Here is a 13490-nt window from a genome sequence, read left to right on the forward strand (position 1 = left end):
TTTAAAGGACTTATACCCTGTCGCGCACAAAGGGTATGTAACTTTGCATATTATCGCCCGGAGCAACATGAACACATATTCCGTTTCCCGTCTGGCGCTGGCGCTGGCCTTCGGCGTGACGCTGTCCGCCTGTAGCTCGACGCCTGCCGATCAAAAGCCCTCAACGCAGACTGCACCGGGCAATACCGCACGGCCGATTCTTAGCGCCGATGAAGCGAAAAACTTTACTCAAGCGGCCTATTTCCAGTCGCTGACGCCGAATGCCGCCGCGTGGACGCCATCCGCTATCAGCCTGCCGGCGCAGCCTGATTTCATCGTCGGCCCAGCGGGCGCCCAGGGCGTGACCCACACGACTATTCAGGCCGCGGTCGATGCGGCGATTGCCCGTCACTCTGCCCGTCGCCTGTTCATCGCCGTTATGCCGGGCGAATATGCGGGTACCGTCTACGTACCTGCCGCGCCGGGCGCGCTGACGATTTATGGTACCGGTGAAAACCCTGCCGACGTCAAAATCAGCGAAGCAATTGATTCCGAAATGGACCGTAATAGCTGGCGTCATCTGGTTAATCCGGGCGGCAAATATATGCCAGGCAAACCCGCGTGGTATATGTTCGACAGTTGCCAGAGCAAATCCGCCGCCACCGTGGGCGTGATGTGTTCCGCGGTCTTCTGGTCGCAGAACAATGGCCTGCAGCTGCAGAACCTGACTATCGCCAACAATCTCGGCGATAGCGTCGATGCCGGTACCCACCAGGCGGTGGCGTTGCGCAGCGATGGCGACCAGGTGCAGATCAACAAGGTCAACATTCTTGGCCGCCAGAACACCTTCTTTGTGACCAATAGCGGCGTGCAGAACCGTCTGCAGGACAACCGTCAAACCCGCACGCTGGTGACCAATAGCTATATTGAAGGCGATGTGGATATCGTTTCCGGTCGCGGCGCGGTGGTATTTGATAATACCGATTTCCGCGTCGTGAACTCGCGTACGCAGAAAGAAGCCTACGTTTTCGCGCCGGCAACGCTGAAAAGCGTGACCTACGGCTTCCTGGCTACCAACAGCCGCTTCACCGCGTCCGGCGATAACGTCGCGCAGCTGGGCCGCGCGCTGGACGTCGACGGCAACAGCAACGGCCAGGTGGTAATCCGCGATAGCGTCATCAATGAAGGCTTTAACATTGCTCAACCGTGGGCGGCGGCGGTAGGCTCTAACCGCGCCTTCAGCGGTAACGTTGGCGCGCAGGATGACAAAGGCCACCCGCAGCGTAACCTTAACGACAACGGCTTCAACCGCATGTGGGAATATAACAACCGCGGCGTGGGCAGCTTTGTGGTTGCCGCTCCGAAACAGTAATATTATCGGCCCGCGCTCCCCCCGAGCGCGGGCTTTTCTTATCGACGCATTCTCTCGCCACAACGCCAATTAATAATTTTCGCCAACGGCGAATAAATCCCCCCGCTTGCGCGTTTACTCCTTAGAACCGGCAACGCGATGCCTTATCGCGTCTCTCGCCCACCTGGAGGTCACCATGAACGCACAAATTTCTCCCATCAGGCGCTTAGTCGTTCCGGCGCTGCTATTTTTGTTATATACCCCGGCGGCGTTGGCCATGGGCGATAACAGCCCGAGCAAACAAACCCCGGATTGCCCGAGCGGACAGGCCTACGACAGCGTGAGCCAAAAATGCGTCCCGCAGAAAACCAGTAGCCTTAGCGATGAAGATAAAACCAATTATGCCTGGCATCTGGCGAAAAAAGGGGAATATCAGGCCGCGCTTAACCTGCTGGATACGCTGCACAACGCCAATACGCCTGAGGCGTGGAACTATCGCGGCTACGCCACGCGTAAGCTCGGGAGAACCGATGAAGGAATTGGCTATTATCAGCGGGCGCTGGCGCTGAAACCAGACTACGCGAAAGCCCGCGAATACCTTGGCGAGGCATGGATGGTTAAAGGACGCCCCGATCTGGCCAAACAGCAGCTGGCGGCGATTGCCGGCATTTGCGGCCAAAGCTGCGAAGAGTACCGCGATCTTCAGTCGGCAATAAACGGACGTCCTGAATCCTGATAGTCGTGATTCGCCAGAATCAATAAGGATAAGAACATCGCTAACCGTATCGTTGATAGCCAACTTGCCGCCCATCTTCCTCGCCTGTGGCGCTACGGCCTCGTACTCTCGCACAACCGCGACGTCGCCGAGGAGCTGGTGCAGGCCACCTGCCTTCGCGCGCTCGAAAAGAGCGCGCAGTTTACCCCCGGCACCCGCATCGACAGGTGGCTATTCTCCATTTTGCACTCCATCTGGATTTCAGAGCTGCGCGCCCGCCAGGTCCGCCTCGGCCAGGGGTTTGTCGAGTGTGAGGAGCTGGCTGCCCCTGAGCCGGGCGAGCAGGACGAGACGCAGTGGCGCTATCGGCAACTGATGCTGCGGGTTAATCAACTGCCCGAGGCGCAGCGTAATGCCGTCTTTTTGGTGTATGTCGAGGGGTTTAGTTATCAGGAAGCCGCCGAGACGCTATCGGTACCTATTGGCACCATTATGAGTCGGCTAGCCGCCGCGCGAGAAACGCTGGCCAAAACGCCGGCGGTTTCGCCCCCGGCGCAGGAGAAACGCTCATGAACCCTATTCGCTTTTCCCCACCCTGGCAGGACGAGGCCATTGTCGCCTGGCTTGATGGCGAAATGTGCGCGGAGGACGCCCGCCGTTTTAGCGAAACCTTTGCCCGCGACCCGCAGCTCGCCAGCCGCACCGCCACGTTGATGAATAATCATCAGCCTTATCAACATGCTTTCGCCGCCCTGCTTGATGAAGCGCCCGTGGCGCGGATGCAGGCGAAACTGGCGCCCTACCTCACCGGGTCGGAAAGTAAAGCGCAAAATCAGGCGCGCTTCAGCCGTCGCGCGCTGATCGGCGCCTCACTGGGCCTGTTGGTTATCGGTAGCGCAACAAGTTACTTCTGGCGGCCTGCGCCGCAGGAAGACGATGACGAGAATATTCGCCGTCTTGAAGCCCAGTACATGTCGCTATATAGCGCGGAAACCGTGGCCGATGTGGATAATTCACCCGAGATGCTCGACCGTGGCCTGCGTCGTTCGGCGCAGGATACAGGACTGTTTCTAGAACGACGCCAGCTCGCCTTGCCTGAGGCGGAGCTGAAAATGGTCCGTATGCTGCGTTACGAAAGTACCTCGATCACGCAAATCCTCTGGCTGCATACCGGTTACGGCCCGGTCGCGCTTTGTATTTCACCCGCCGCCCGGCAAACCGCCTCGCCGCCGCAAAATGAGCAGCGACAGGGCATGAACCTGCGCTGGTGGCGCCACGGCGGCTACCAGTTTGCGCTGATCGGCCGTATGCCGGCGCCCGCGCTCAACGATGCGGCGCACACCCTGCGGCAGGCGATAGTTTAAGCCTTCGCCTGCGGCACCCAGACCAGTTTGTTAACCGCAAAACCGAGCTCAGCGGCCAGGGCAAGGTATTGTTGTCGGATGTGGGTCGGAATATCCGGGGTGCGCGAAAGCAGCCATAAATAGTCGCGGTTTGGCCCGCTCACCAGCGCGTATTGATAATCGTCGTCGAGCGCGATCACGTTATATCCGCCATAGAAGGGACCGAAGAACGAGACTTTCAGCGCTGCCGTGGTGGAAGCGCCGGTGAAATAGGCTTTGCCTTCGCTTTCGCGCCAGCGGTTGTTGCGCGGGTCAAATCCACGATTAAGTACGCGAATGCCGCCGTCATCACGCATGCTGTAAGTTGCCGTCACCTGCTGCAGACCTCGTTCAAAACGGTTTTCCAGGCGCGCGACTTCATACCAGCGCCCCAGATAACGGCTGGCATCAAAGTGGTTTATCGGTTTGACACCTCGAGGCGGCGTGGGGGTCTTACAGGCGACTAGCGCCAGCGATACCGCTACCCCGGTCAGAATTGGCCATAGTTTCATCGCATTCCCTTTTTCTTCACCTTCTTGGCCGACAAGTATAACCCCGAGCAGTGAACGCCGGTCATTTTTCAGAGATATTCACCGCTCTAATTGTACAATGACGCAATAAAACAAATTCAATAATATCAATAAAATACACTTAACTCGGCAAATAAAAATTTAACGTGTACAAATTTTTTCGCAGAAATTTGTACAAGTTTGTTCTGAGCGTCTATAGTTGACGGGTAGCTCGATTTTGCGCGGGCGTTCGGGTCAGCACTCTGCGCCGATACCGCGGTTATTTTGAGGTGGTTCCTGCTTTACCGTTGCCTGTCCGCAATGTTTTGGCGTAAACGATGAGCAAATCGTTTACGCCAGCGGCTTTTATTTTTCGCGTGGGAGATTCAGGGTTATGCACATCAAAAATACAATTCCCGTGCAGTTTATTGCTAACTGCGCATTGCTGAAAAACATTGAAAATAGCTTATTGCAAGAAAATAAAACAGTTGATGACCTTCAATTAATTAGCGAGATTAACCAGCGACTGCAAACAGAAAGTAATGAAATACTTTCTGATCTCTATTTGCAGGCGTTGGATATTCTACGCCGCGGTATTCACCATTAATTCGTCCACCCGCTTCGTGGAGACCAAAATGTTCAGTAAACACACGCACATTTGTTCCGAACGCTACGACCTGTGGATTGACAACCACTATCTTCTGAGCGGCATTAGTCTCATTCTGCGTACGCTGCCAGAAAGGTGTTTCAGTAAAAAGTATGTCTTTTTTACCAGCGACAGTTATTTTTCGGTATTACAACATAAATATAATCGCCGGGAGACGGTTTTTGTTTTATTAACCGAAGGCAACGATCTTAATTTTCTTAGCGAATTGCCAATGTTACGCATTCCCGCCAGATCGACGCCAGCAGAATTAAAAACATTTCTCAATCAACCCACCCGGTATTATAAAACGCATACCTCCCCTGGTGAACGGGTGCAGTTTACCGAGCGAGAAAAGAAAGTCATTCAGCTCATCAGTAATGGCGAAGCCATTGCCAGTATTGGCCGCTCGCTCAACTTGCATATTAAGACAATTTATCAAATCCGTTTGAATCTGATAAAAAAACTGGGCTGCAGCGGCAGGACAGATTTCTTTAATATCAGCCGTAGCGAAACATTTAAGTCCTGGAGTCAAATCCATCTGTAAGCACGCGCGACGTAAGTAAACAGAAACCTGCCTCACTTACAAGGCAGGTTTTTTTATTCGTTACCGTGGAAGTGAATACTGAAGCCCTGCTCCTGCCAGTGGCCCAGCAGCTCCAGCTGCAGCGGCGAGGCGGCGCGCCCGGTCCAGACGAAAATATGTTGCCCAGGAAACAGTTCCGGGCGGGGAGATTCTAACGGTTCCGCCAGCACGTTGACGTGCCAACCACGCTGCGAAAGGCGCCAGGCTTCCAGCCATAGGCCGGTGCGGTCTTCATTCCCCCACCCCACCAGCAGCGTCTCCTTGCCATTTTTCTTCCGCGACTCGGCTAAAAACAGCGCCACGCAATCAATCAAAATGCCATCCAGCATGCTGCTAATAACCAGCGAGGTGTTTTGATCGAGCTTCAGCCGCTGGCGCACCGGCGCAAACAGGCTATCAAGCAGGGTGTCGACAGGATACTGATGGCTTAATGCGGTGATTTTGGCGCGGATTTTTGCCGGCTGCATATAGCGCAGGATACTCATCATCTCTTCCTGCAGTTGGGCAGATTCATCGCGTGCGGCAGGTAGCTGGCCTTCCAGCAGCGCTTTCACCTTGCCCACTGAAACGCCACGTTCTATCCAGCGCTTAATCTCTTCGATTCGCTGAATATCTTCTTCATCAAACTGACGGTGCCCGCCTTCGCTACGCTGCGGTTTCAGCAAACCGTAACGCCGCTGCCAGGCTCGAAGGGTGACCGGATTGATTCCGCAACGCTCGGCTACTTCACCGATACTGTAAAAAGCCATAAGCCGCCTTATCTCAACCTGATACTTTAGCGCCTAAACTAACGAATTTAGGCATACTGTACAACTCTCTTTTCTTGTACAGATAAAGATATCAGGTTGCAGCTCACAGCGTGCGGGAAAAAGGATGAAAGTGCGTTTACGCTATCTCAGGATGGATCATATTTTCCCCGGCCAGAGGATTGCCGGCAGACCAGCCAGTCGCGGGCTGGCAAACAGATTTCCCTGGAAATGAGAAATACCCGCCGCCTCAAGCCACATCCACTCCTCCGCCTGCTCAACGCCAACCACCGATACGGCAATTTCCAGTGAATGGCAGCATTTGATGATCGCCTGCACGATAGCCTGGCGCGGCCCGTCACGATGGATGTTGCGGATCAGCTGCTGGTCGATTTTAATTCGATCCGGTTGATATTGCGCCAACAGCGATAGCCCGGCAAAACCGGCGCCAAAGTGATCGATAGCGACGCGAATTCCCGCCCCCTTAAGTTTGCGTACGGCATCGGTAAACTCATCCATCCGCGAAATCACTTCACGCTCGGTGAATTCAACAATTATCTGTTCCGGAATCAGGTCATTGCGCTGAATTTCCGTTAACAGGAATGGCACCGCATCCGCCACTTTCACCAGCGTCATCGGCAGCAGATTGATGGTCAGGGTACGTTCACGCAGGCCTAATTTGCCAGCAATGGCCAGCGCAACCCGTTTACTTTGCAAATCCGCGACATAAATCTCATCGCCTGACAAACCGGCAAAATAGGCCGCAGGCGGTTCTCCGTCAACGGTACGCAGCAGCGCTTCCCAGGAGACTATTTCACAGGCAAAAGGGTCAACCACCGGCTGAAAAGCAAAACAGCATGTTTCAGCACGGTCGATACAGGGCACGGCCGGGTAAAACGAGCTCTCATCGGCAATAAAATCCCAGCTATCAGCTGACGGAATTTCATAGTAGTTCTCTTTTTCCGTCGCTTCGACAAAGGTACGGAAAAAATGCAGCGCCCGGTCGTCGTAAGTCAGCTGATATTTTGTCGTCCCCTTATCCAGCACGGCCTGTAGTACCGCATCGCGATCGTGTTCCCTTAAATCAAACAGCTCCATGCCGACCTTACCAAAACGGCGAGACGGCGCGTAATCGCACAGAAGCTCCACCAGATTGTAATGACGCGGGTCCGCGCAAATATGCCGATAAATTTGCTGTACGTTTTCTTCCGGCCCCTCAATGAGTTGGAAAAAATGCGTGCCGTTAAAAAGTAAAATACCGGTGACATCCGCCTGACCATTTCTCTCGTTAGCCGCAGCAACCATCGACTCGAGCGATTTGAATGAGACATCGTCGCAGATATGGCTGCGATAAATGATGGTGGTGAGCATAGCGGTTCCAGATGAGAGGTATAAGCATTCACAGTAGCAGTTACTGCTCGATACGTCTTGCGAAACAAGTATTTATATTAACAAAAATTGAACACACGACGCCGCCTGGCCGCATAATCTTGTACAGATTGTCACGCTTAGAACCCTCATGACAATTTTACACAAAATAAAAAAACAATAAATTTATCAATAAATTTCAATAGACTATACTCTAAACGCGATTTATTGCGCAACACGCTATGTACAAGTTACAAATTATTGTATAAGTTTACTCACAGTTAACAGATGAGTGAAATTAAAGGAGCGCATATGCAGCAGAATGGTTACATTCCAGATACAGCGAACGCGATAGCCCAGTATTTCAACAAAGCATCGTTACCTTCTCAGCAGGAGACGCTGGGCGAAATCGTGATGGACATTCTCACCGAAGGGCGGCATTTAAACCGCAAAGCGCTTTGCACCAAGTTACTGAGCCGTCTTGACGTCGCACGAGCCCCCGAAGAAGAAGATCATTATCAAACGTTGATTGGCCTGCTGTTTGAGCGTCAGGAGTAAACGCTGACTGTCGGCCTGCACCTGACCTGGCTTACAGGAACACGAGGCATGCAGAGGGACGATGATGAAAAGCAGTCAATCAGATCGGGTTAGCGATGAGATTATCGGCGAGGCGGTTTTATCTCTTCTTAAAACAAACCGGCCAATTAATATTCCGACGCTACTAGTCAAACTTCGGTTAATGCAGGCAGCGGAAACGAACCACCAGCGAAGGAATGCAATTATTGCCGTTATTGATGAAATTAGCGTCAGACTCACGACGCGCGGCAATCACGCTCCAGTCATTAAAAAGATTAACGGCCAGTGGGAAAACAGAGCCGTTGTTGTGGATAGTAACGTCGAACCGACGGGCAAAAAAATACACTGATCCCCGATCAAGTTTAATAAACAAGTGAGAATATGATGAGACAGACTATGCATCAGCAATCAGATATTTACGCAGGACTGCAGGATACAGCGCTCTCAGAATATTTCCGCAGCGCCGGAGATAAATTAGTCGATGAATCTGCGGTCATGTCGCTGGCAATCGACAGTATCCTCAGCTCAGATGGGCATCTGAGCAATAAGGCGCTTATTTTATGGTTGATCAATGCCCTGGAAACCACCGATAACGTGGTTACCGCGGATGTGATTCGTAAGACGCTGGAAATTGTCGTCGGCTATACGATGGATGATATTTAGGCCTGTCAGTCCGAATAAAAAAACCTCGCCGGCGCGAGGTTTTTTTCTATCAATAGCAAATTAATGCGCGTTAACCACTACCCACATCGGGCCCTGACCAACGGCATAACGCCCTTTCTCTTTTAATAGCCCCTGCTCGCCGGCAATTTCATATACCGCGATATGATGCGATTTCTGCCCGGCGGCAATCAGATACTTACCGCTGTGATCGAGATTAAAGCCGCGCGGCTGCGCTTCGGTCGGCTGGTAGCCTTCAATAGACAGTACGCTACCGTCTTCAGAAACGCTGAAGATGGTGATAATGCTGGCGGTACGATCGCAGGCATACAGATGGCGGCCATCCGGCGTAATATGAATATCCGCAGCCCAGCGCACGCCGGTGAAATCTGGCGGCATCATATCCAGCGTCTGCACGCACTCAATTTTCCCGTGCGGATCTTTAAGCTCCCACACGTCAACGGAGCTATTCAGTTCGTTCACGCAGTAGCCGTACTGCTGGTTCGGATGGAACACCATGTGCCGCGGACCGGCGCCTTCCACGGTAGTAACTTCCGCCGGCTCCTGCGCGGCCAGATAGCCGTCATCGCTCAGATTAAACAGGCAAATACGATCCTGCTTCAGCGCCGGGACCCATAGCGTGCGGTTGTCCGGCGAAATATTGGCCGAGTGACAGCCTTCCAGCCCCTCGACGACGGTGACCGTTTCGCCCGGTAGGCCGTCAATCAATGGCGTCACGCTCACGCAGCCCTGATTGTAGGAAGCGCTGAAAACAAAACGGCCCTGATGGTCGGTGGAGATATGCGTCGGGCTCCCCGGCAGCGCGGCTTCACCGGCGAAAGTCAGCGCGCCATTATCTGGCGCAATGCGGTAAGCCAGGACGCGAAACTCCGGACGAACGCCGACATAGAGATACTCTTTGTTCGGGCTTACCACCATCGGCTGCACCTGGCCCGGGGCATCAACAACCTGAACCAATGTCAGATTTCCCTCAGCATTGAGGCTCCAGACGTGAATCTGATGGCTCTCCGGGCTGGCGGTATATACGGTTTGTTTCATGACTACTCCTTTCCTCACTGCTCGTGAAACTGCTCGTGGACATCGTTATACATTTCATCCGGCGCGCGGCGCAACGATGAATGGTATAGACGTTTTTAACGGTAGATGCTGAAAAATTTGCCCCTGAGACGAAGCCGTGTACCATCATGGCAGACCCTTTTTCACCATTTACCGGAACCAACACATGACCTCACGCGTGATCGCCCTCGATTTAGACGGCACCCTACTGACCTCAAAAAAAACGATTCTTCCGGCGTCGCTCGATGCGCTGGCTCGCGCCCGGGAGGCTGGATATCAGGTGATCGTCGTAACCGGCCGACATCACGTCGCTATCCATCCTTTTTATCAGGCACTGGCTCTCGATACACCTGCAATTTGTTGTAATGGTACCTATTTGTATGATTATCATGCAAAAAAGGTTCTCGAGGCCGATCCGATGCCGGTAGATAAAGCCCTCAGCCTCACCAACATGCTCGCCGAACACGATATTCACGGTCTGATGTACGTTGATGACGCCATGCTTTATGAACGTCCGACCGGCCACGTGATCCGCACCACTAACTGGGCGCAGTCGCTGCCGGTTGAACAGCGCCCGGTTTTCACCCAGGTGGATTCTCTGGCCCAGGCGGCGCGTGAAGTGCAGGCGGTGTGGAAATTCGCCCTCACCGATGAAAATATCCCGAAACTACAGGACTTCGCGCAGACCGTCGGCCAGAACCTGGGCCTGGAATGCGAATGGTCGTGGCACGATCAGGTGGATATCGCCCGCGCCGGCAATAGCAAAGGCAAACGCCTGGCGCAGTGGGTCGCCGCGCAAGGATTATCCATGCAGGATGTTATCGCCTTTGGCGATAACTACAACGATCTCAGCATGCTGGAAGCCGTCGGGACCGGCGTGGCGATGGGTAACGCGGTTGAGGAAGTAAAAGCGCGGGCAAAAGTGGTGATTGGTGAAAACGAAACCACCAGCATCGCCGACTTTATCAATCGTAACTTGCTGTAATCAGGCCGCGATCGATACGCTTTTAATTTGCGCATACAGCCATTGACCTGCGGTGATGCCCAGGTCATCCCGCGCCCATGGGCTAATTCGCGCCCATAGCGTTCTGCCGCTGACCGTAAGCTGTACCTCAATCTGGCCGTTGGTTTCCACGCAACCAACAACCTGCGCGCGCAGGATATTACGGATACTGGTCTGTCGCGGGTGCTCCAGCACCAGCGACACATCCGACGCCTGAATACGAACACGCGCCGCTTCGCCCGGCTCTCGCGCCAGCTGATTAACCCATAGTTGCTGATCGCCCAGCGCCAGCGCGGTCATTGCATACTGCGGATGCTGCGCGATCACCGAGACGTTAAGAATCGTGCTCTGCTGCTCCTGCGGCAGCCACGGATGCATCACGCTGCTGCTCCACACCGTTTCGAGATCGCCAAACGCCTTCACTTTTCCCGCTTCCAGCACCAGCACGTTATCGGCCAGGTGCTGAATTTCATCCAGCGAGTGGCTGACATACAGCATCGGGATATGGATCTCGCGCGCCAGCCGCTGTAAATAGGGGAGTAATTCGCGCTTTCGCGGAATATCCAGCGAGGCCAGCGGCTCATCCAGCAGCAGCAATTCCGGCGCGGTCAACAGGGCGCGGCCAATCGCCACCCGCTGTTTTTCCCCGCCGGACAAACTACCGGGCAGCCGTTCGAGCAGGTGCTCAATGCCCAATAACGCCACCAACTTATCAAATTGCTCGGCCATGCTTTTAGCCATCCCATATTTCAGGTTGCCGCGCACTTTATAGTGCGGAAACAGCCGCGCGTCCTGAAACACATAACCGATACGCCGCTTCTCCGGCGCCAGGCAGATGCGCTGTCGCGCGTCATTGAGCACCCGGCCATTGAGCACAATGCGCCCCTGCTGCGGCTGCGTCAGCCCGCTGATAGCATTAATCAGTGAGGTTTTGCCCGCACCTGAGACGCCGAAAATAGCGGTGATGCCGCTGGCGGGAAGGGTTTCATGCACTTCCAGGCAGTGATTGCCTAACGTCTGGCTAAAATCGAGCTCCAGCATAGTTATTTTCCCATCCGCTTACGGCTAAGGCGCGCCAGCCATTCGGACACCAGCAGCGATACCAACGCCAGAACAATAGAGATGATGCATAACCGCGCGGCGGCGCCTTCGCTGCCGGGCGTTTGAATCAGGGTATACATCGCGGAAGGAATGGTGCGCGTTTCGCCAGGAATGTTTGAGACAAAGGTGATCGTCGCGCCAAACTCCCCCAGCGAACGGGCGAAGGCCAACACCGTGCCGACAATAATGCCCGGCAGGGTCAGCGGCAGCGTGATGGTGAAAAATACCCGCCAGCGATTAGCCCCGAGGGTGCGCGCCGCCTGTTCAAGCTTCACGTCCACCCCTTCAAGGGCGAGGCGTATCGCCCGCACCATCAGCGGAAATGACATCACCGCCGCCGCCAGCACCGCCCCCCGCCAGCTGAAGGCGAAAGTCAGACCAAACCAATCATATAACCAACTACCGATAAAGCCGCGTCGCCCCATGGAAATCAGCAACAGATAGCCGACCACCACCGGCGGCAGCACCAGCGGTAAATGTATAATGCTATCGAGTAACGCTTTGCCGGGAAAATGGCGGCGCACCAGCAGCCAGGCGAAAAAGATCCCAAAAGGTAAGCTGCAAACCACCGCCAGGGATGAAACTTTCAGGCTCAGCAGTACCGCCTGCCATTCGGGATCGCTTAAAATCATTGCTGTGTGGTGAATCCGTAACGTTTAAAGATAGCCGAGGCTTCCGGGCCTTTGAGGTAGTCGTAAAACGCGGTTACGGTAGCATTTTTATGCCCATCAACGATAGCCAGCGGATACTCGACTTTTTTGTGCGAGTCCTCCGGGAAGGTGCCCACCACTTTGACCCCCTTGCTGGCGACGGCATCAGAGCCGTAGACGATGCCCAACGGCGCTTCGTTGCGCTCCACCAGCGCTAGCGCGCCACGCACGTCTTCTGCCGGCGCGAGCTTCGGCGACAGCGTCTCCCAGGCCCCGAGTTTCTGCAGCGCTTCTTTCGCGTAGATCCCTGCCGGCACGTGGTCCGGATCGCCGACCGCCAGACGCCCGCCTTGCAGCAGGCTGGTCCAGTCGGTTTTATCATTAATGGCGATATCGCCGCGATCGCTGGCTTTCGGCGCGACCACCACCAGACTATTGCCCAGCAGCGTAGTGCGGGAAGCCGTATCGATTGATTTTTTGTCTACGGCATAGTCCATCCATTTCTGGTCCGCTGAAATAAACAGATCGGCGGGCGCGCCGGCTTCAATCTGCCGCGCCAGCGTGGAGGAAGAAGCAAAGGAAGAGACCACGTCGACACGATGCTCTTTTTTATACGCTTGCGCGATATCCTGCATAGCGTTGGTTAACGACGCCGCGGCAAAAACGGTAATTTTGCCGTCCTGCGCCAGCGCATGACCAGAAACGCAGAGCGTTAATGCCGCTCCGGTGAGAAAACGCGACCATTGACCTGCCATTGGAAACTCCTGTTTATTCGTTATGTAGTAGATAATATAACGACTATGGTGAGAATTTCACAGCGTCAATTAGGGGGAATCAGGATCGGTACAAAAGAAAACGCCCGGCGGACCGGGCGTTGGGGAATCAGTGATTTTGCTGGCTGCTGTCTTTATGACCGACGCCGGAGAAAAGGTTAAACACTTCACCGAGGCCGTAAATCAGACCGAGGATGACCGCCATCACCACAGGTACCATGACGACAGCAAATACCAGACTTTTCAACAGCTCTAACATGGTTGGCTCCAGATAGTACGAATACTTCATTGTAACCATTTCAGCCGGAAAAACACGCCCCATTTGTGCGGTGCCTCGCCGCCGCCGCGGCAGATGCCTGTTGCAAGATGGG

General features: G+C 54.3%; 18 protein-coding genes. 10 read left to right on the forward strand and 8 right to left on the reverse strand.

All coding sequences use genetic code 11. From position 1 onward, the window contains the following. Positions 1 to 67 precede the first annotated feature (67 nt). The 4 genes from PGR10_RS15340 to PGR10_RS15355 all read left to right on the forward strand — a co-directional run bounded on the left by PGR10_RS15340 (position 68) and on the right by PGR10_RS15355 (position 3409). Complete coding sequence (locus PGR10_RS15340; protein ID WP_087860050.1) at positions 68 to 1351, forward strand: putative acyl-CoA thioester hydrolase; 1284 nt, start codon at positions 68 to 70, stop codon at positions 1349 to 1351. 175 nt (positions 1352 to 1526) lie between these two features. Beyond that, positions 1527 to 2066 (forward strand): tetratricopeptide repeat protein, encoded by a 540-nt coding sequence (locus PGR10_RS15345; RefSeq protein WP_430923737.1) that lies wholly within the window; start codon positions 1527 to 1529, stop codon positions 2064 to 2066. An 18-nt stretch (positions 2067 to 2084) separates the two neighbouring features. Further along, the gene (locus tag PGR10_RS15350; protein WP_259678467.1) at positions 2085 to 2618 is read left to right on the forward strand and encodes an RNA polymerase sigma factor; all 534 of its coding nucleotides are present in this window, start codon (positions 2085 to 2087) and stop codon (positions 2616 to 2618) included. Next, positions 2615 to 3409, forward strand: coding sequence for an anti-sigma factor family protein (locus tag PGR10_RS15355; RefSeq protein WP_213317976.1), 795 nt, complete (start codon positions 2615 to 2617; stop codon positions 3407 to 3409). The genes PGR10_RS15350 and PGR10_RS15355 overlap by 4 nt, the downstream gene beginning before the upstream one ends. Here PGR10_RS15355 and blc read toward each other — a convergent pair. Continuing rightward, positions 3406 to 3939: an outer membrane lipoprotein Blc gene (blc, locus tag PGR10_RS15360; RefSeq protein WP_087860053.1), complete on the reverse strand. Its 534-nt coding sequence runs from the start codon at positions 3937 to 3939 to the stop codon at positions 3406 to 3408. The genes PGR10_RS15355 and blc overlap by 4 nt on opposite strands. 391 nt (positions 3940 to 4330) lie before the next feature. On the opposite strand from blc, the gene PGR10_RS15365 reads away from it, so the two are divergent. Together PGR10_RS15365 and PGR10_RS15370 are read left to right on the forward strand one after the other, a co-directional pair. Beyond that, positions 4331 to 4543, forward strand: coding sequence for a hypothetical protein (locus PGR10_RS15365; RefSeq protein ID WP_430923738.1), 213 nt, complete (start codon positions 4331 to 4333; stop codon positions 4541 to 4543). A 28-nt stretch (positions 4544 to 4571) separates the two neighbouring features. Next, positions 4572 to 5126, forward strand: a complete 555-nt coding sequence (locus tag PGR10_RS15370) for a helix-turn-helix transcriptional regulator (RefSeq protein ID WP_113373885.1) — start codon at positions 4572 to 4574, stop codon at positions 5124 to 5126. A gap of 53 nt (positions 5127 to 5179) precedes the next feature. Here the strand turns inward: PGR10_RS15370 and PGR10_RS15375 are convergent, their stop codons facing one another. Both PGR10_RS15375 and PGR10_RS15380 read right to left on the reverse strand, forming a co-directional pair. Continuing rightward, entirely contained in the window at positions 5180 to 5914 is a 735-nt protein-coding gene (locus PGR10_RS15375; protein ID WP_087860056.1) for a MerR family transcriptional regulator, read from the reverse strand. Between the two features lie 156 nt (positions 5915 to 6070). Continuing rightward, entirely contained in the window at positions 6071 to 7282 is a 1212-nt protein-coding gene (locus PGR10_RS15380) for a diguanylate phosphodiesterase (protein WP_113373884.1), read from the reverse strand. Between the two features lie 309 nt (positions 7283 to 7591). On the opposite strand from PGR10_RS15380, the gene ycgZ reads away from it, so the two are divergent. The 3 genes from ycgZ (at position 7592) to PGR10_RS15395 (ending at position 8518) form a co-directional block, all read left to right on the forward strand. Then, positions 7592 to 7837 (forward strand): regulatory protein YcgZ, encoded by a 246-nt coding sequence (gene ycgZ / locus PGR10_RS15385; RefSeq protein WP_087860058.1) that lies wholly within the window; start codon positions 7592 to 7594, stop codon positions 7835 to 7837. A gap of 64 nt (positions 7838 to 7901) precedes the next feature. Beyond that, positions 7902 to 8204 carry a hypothetical protein gene (locus PGR10_RS15390; RefSeq protein ID WP_171830086.1) on the forward strand — a complete coding sequence of 101 codons (303 nt, stop codon included), beginning with the start codon at positions 7902 to 7904 and terminating at the stop codon, positions 8202 to 8204. A gap of 47 nt (positions 8205 to 8251) precedes the next feature. Then, positions 8252 to 8518 (forward strand): biofilm development regulator YmgB/AriR family protein, encoded by a 267-nt coding sequence (locus tag PGR10_RS15395; protein WP_015367639.1) that lies wholly within the window; start codon positions 8252 to 8254, stop codon positions 8516 to 8518. A 60-nt stretch (positions 8519 to 8578) separates the two neighbouring features. Here PGR10_RS15395 and pgl read toward each other — a convergent pair whose 3' ends face one another. Beyond that, on the reverse strand, positions 8579 to 9574 hold the full coding sequence (pgl, locus tag PGR10_RS15400; RefSeq protein ID WP_015367640.1) for a 6-phosphogluconolactonase: 996 nt from the start codon (positions 9572 to 9574) through the stop codon (positions 8579 to 8581). A gap of 184 nt (positions 9575 to 9758) precedes the next feature. On the opposite strand from pgl, the gene PGR10_RS15405 reads away from it, so the two are divergent. Beyond that, on the forward strand, positions 9759 to 10577 hold the full coding sequence (locus PGR10_RS15405; RefSeq protein WP_308958660.1) for a pyridoxal phosphatase: 819 nt from the start codon (positions 9759 to 9761) through the stop codon (positions 10575 to 10577). On the opposite strand, the gene modC is transcribed toward PGR10_RS15405, so the two are convergent. From modC to PGR10_RS15425, 4 genes are all read right to left on the reverse strand, one after another. Continuing rightward, positions 10578 to 11636: a molybdenum ABC transporter ATP-binding protein ModC gene (modC, locus tag PGR10_RS15410; RefSeq protein ID WP_113373881.1), complete on the reverse strand. Its 1059-nt coding sequence runs from the start codon at positions 11634 to 11636 to the stop codon at positions 10578 to 10580. Between the two features lie 2 nt (positions 11637 to 11638). Further along, positions 11639 to 12328, reverse strand: coding sequence for a molybdate ABC transporter permease subunit (modB, locus tag PGR10_RS15415; protein WP_015367643.1), 690 nt, complete (start codon positions 12326 to 12328; stop codon positions 11639 to 11641). After that, entirely contained in the window at positions 12325 to 13101 is a 777-nt protein-coding gene (gene modA, locus PGR10_RS15420; protein ID WP_087860063.1) for a molybdate ABC transporter substrate-binding protein, read from the reverse strand. The genes modB and modA overlap by 4 nt, the downstream gene beginning before the upstream one ends. Positions 13102 to 13228: 127 nt before the next feature. Beyond that, positions 13229 to 13378, reverse strand: a complete 150-nt coding sequence (locus PGR10_RS15425) for an AcrZ family multidrug efflux pump-associated protein (protein WP_087860064.1) — start codon at positions 13376 to 13378, stop codon at positions 13229 to 13231. Positions 13379 to 13490: the final 112 nt, after the last annotated feature.

Source organism: Klebsiella sp. 141198, assembly GCF_050600785.1.
Taxonomy (GTDB): Bacteria; Pseudomonadota; Gammaproteobacteria; order Enterobacterales; family Enterobacteriaceae; genus Klebsiella; species Klebsiella aerogenes.

What these genes read in the sequence shown, in the direction of transcription:
- PGR10_RS15340 (WP_087860050.1), top strand. Translation starts at nt 68, where the DNA reads ATGAACACATATTCCGTTTCCCGTCTGGCGCTGGCGCTGGCCTTCGGC.
- PGR10_RS15345 (WP_430923737.1), top strand. Translation starts at nt 1,527, where the DNA reads ATGAACGCACAAATTTCTCCCATCAGGCGCTTAGTCGTTCCGGCGCTG.
- PGR10_RS15355 (WP_213317976.1), top strand. Translation starts at nt 2,615, where the DNA reads ATGAACCCTATTCGCTTTTCCCCACCCTGGCAGGACGAGGCCATTGTC.
- blc (WP_087860053.1), bottom strand. Translation starts at nt 3,939, where the DNA reads ATGAAACTATGGCCAATTCTGACCGGGGTAGCGGTATCGCTGGCGCTA.
- PGR10_RS15365 (WP_430923738.1), top strand. Translation starts at nt 4,331, where the DNA reads ATGCACATCAAAAATACAATTCCCGTGCAGTTTATTGCTAACTGCGCA.
- PGR10_RS15370 (WP_113373885.1), top strand. Translation starts at nt 4,572, where the DNA reads ATGTTCAGTAAACACACGCACATTTGTTCCGAACGCTACGACCTGTGG.
- PGR10_RS15375 (WP_087860056.1), bottom strand. Translation starts at nt 5,914, where the DNA reads ATGGCTTTTTACAGTATCGGTGAAGTAGCCGAGCGTTGCGGAATCAAT.
- PGR10_RS15380 (WP_113373884.1), bottom strand. Translation starts at nt 7,282, where the DNA reads ATGCTCACCACCATCATTTATCGCAGCCATATCTGCGACGATGTCTCA.
- ycgZ (WP_087860058.1), top strand. Translation starts at nt 7,592, where the DNA reads ATGCAGCAGAATGGTTACATTCCAGATACAGCGAACGCGATAGCCCAG.
- PGR10_RS15390 (WP_171830086.1), top strand. Translation starts at nt 7,902, where the DNA reads ATGAAAAGCAGTCAATCAGATCGGGTTAGCGATGAGATTATCGGCGAG.
- PGR10_RS15395 (WP_015367639.1), top strand. Translation starts at nt 8,252, where the DNA reads ATGCATCAGCAATCAGATATTTACGCAGGACTGCAGGATACAGCGCTC.
- pgl (WP_015367640.1), bottom strand. Translation starts at nt 9,574, where the DNA reads ATGAAACAAACCGTATATACCGCCAGCCCGGAGAGCCATCAGATTCAC.
- PGR10_RS15405 (WP_308958660.1), top strand. Translation starts at nt 9,759, where the DNA reads ATGACCTCACGCGTGATCGCCCTCGATTTAGACGGCACCCTACTGACC.
- modC (WP_113373881.1), bottom strand. Translation starts at nt 11,636, where the DNA reads ATGCTGGAGCTCGATTTTAGCCAGACGTTAGGCAATCACTGCCTGGAA.
- modB (WP_015367643.1), bottom strand. Translation starts at nt 12,328, where the DNA reads ATGATTTTAAGCGATCCCGAATGGCAGGCGGTACTGCTGAGCCTGAAA.
- modA (WP_087860063.1), bottom strand. Translation starts at nt 13,101, where the DNA reads ATGGCAGGTCAATGGTCGCGTTTTCTCACCGGAGCGGCATTAACGCTC.
- PGR10_RS15425 (WP_087860064.1), bottom strand. Translation starts at nt 13,378, where the DNA reads ATGTTAGAGCTGTTGAAAAGTCTGGTATTTGCTGTCGTCATGGTACCT.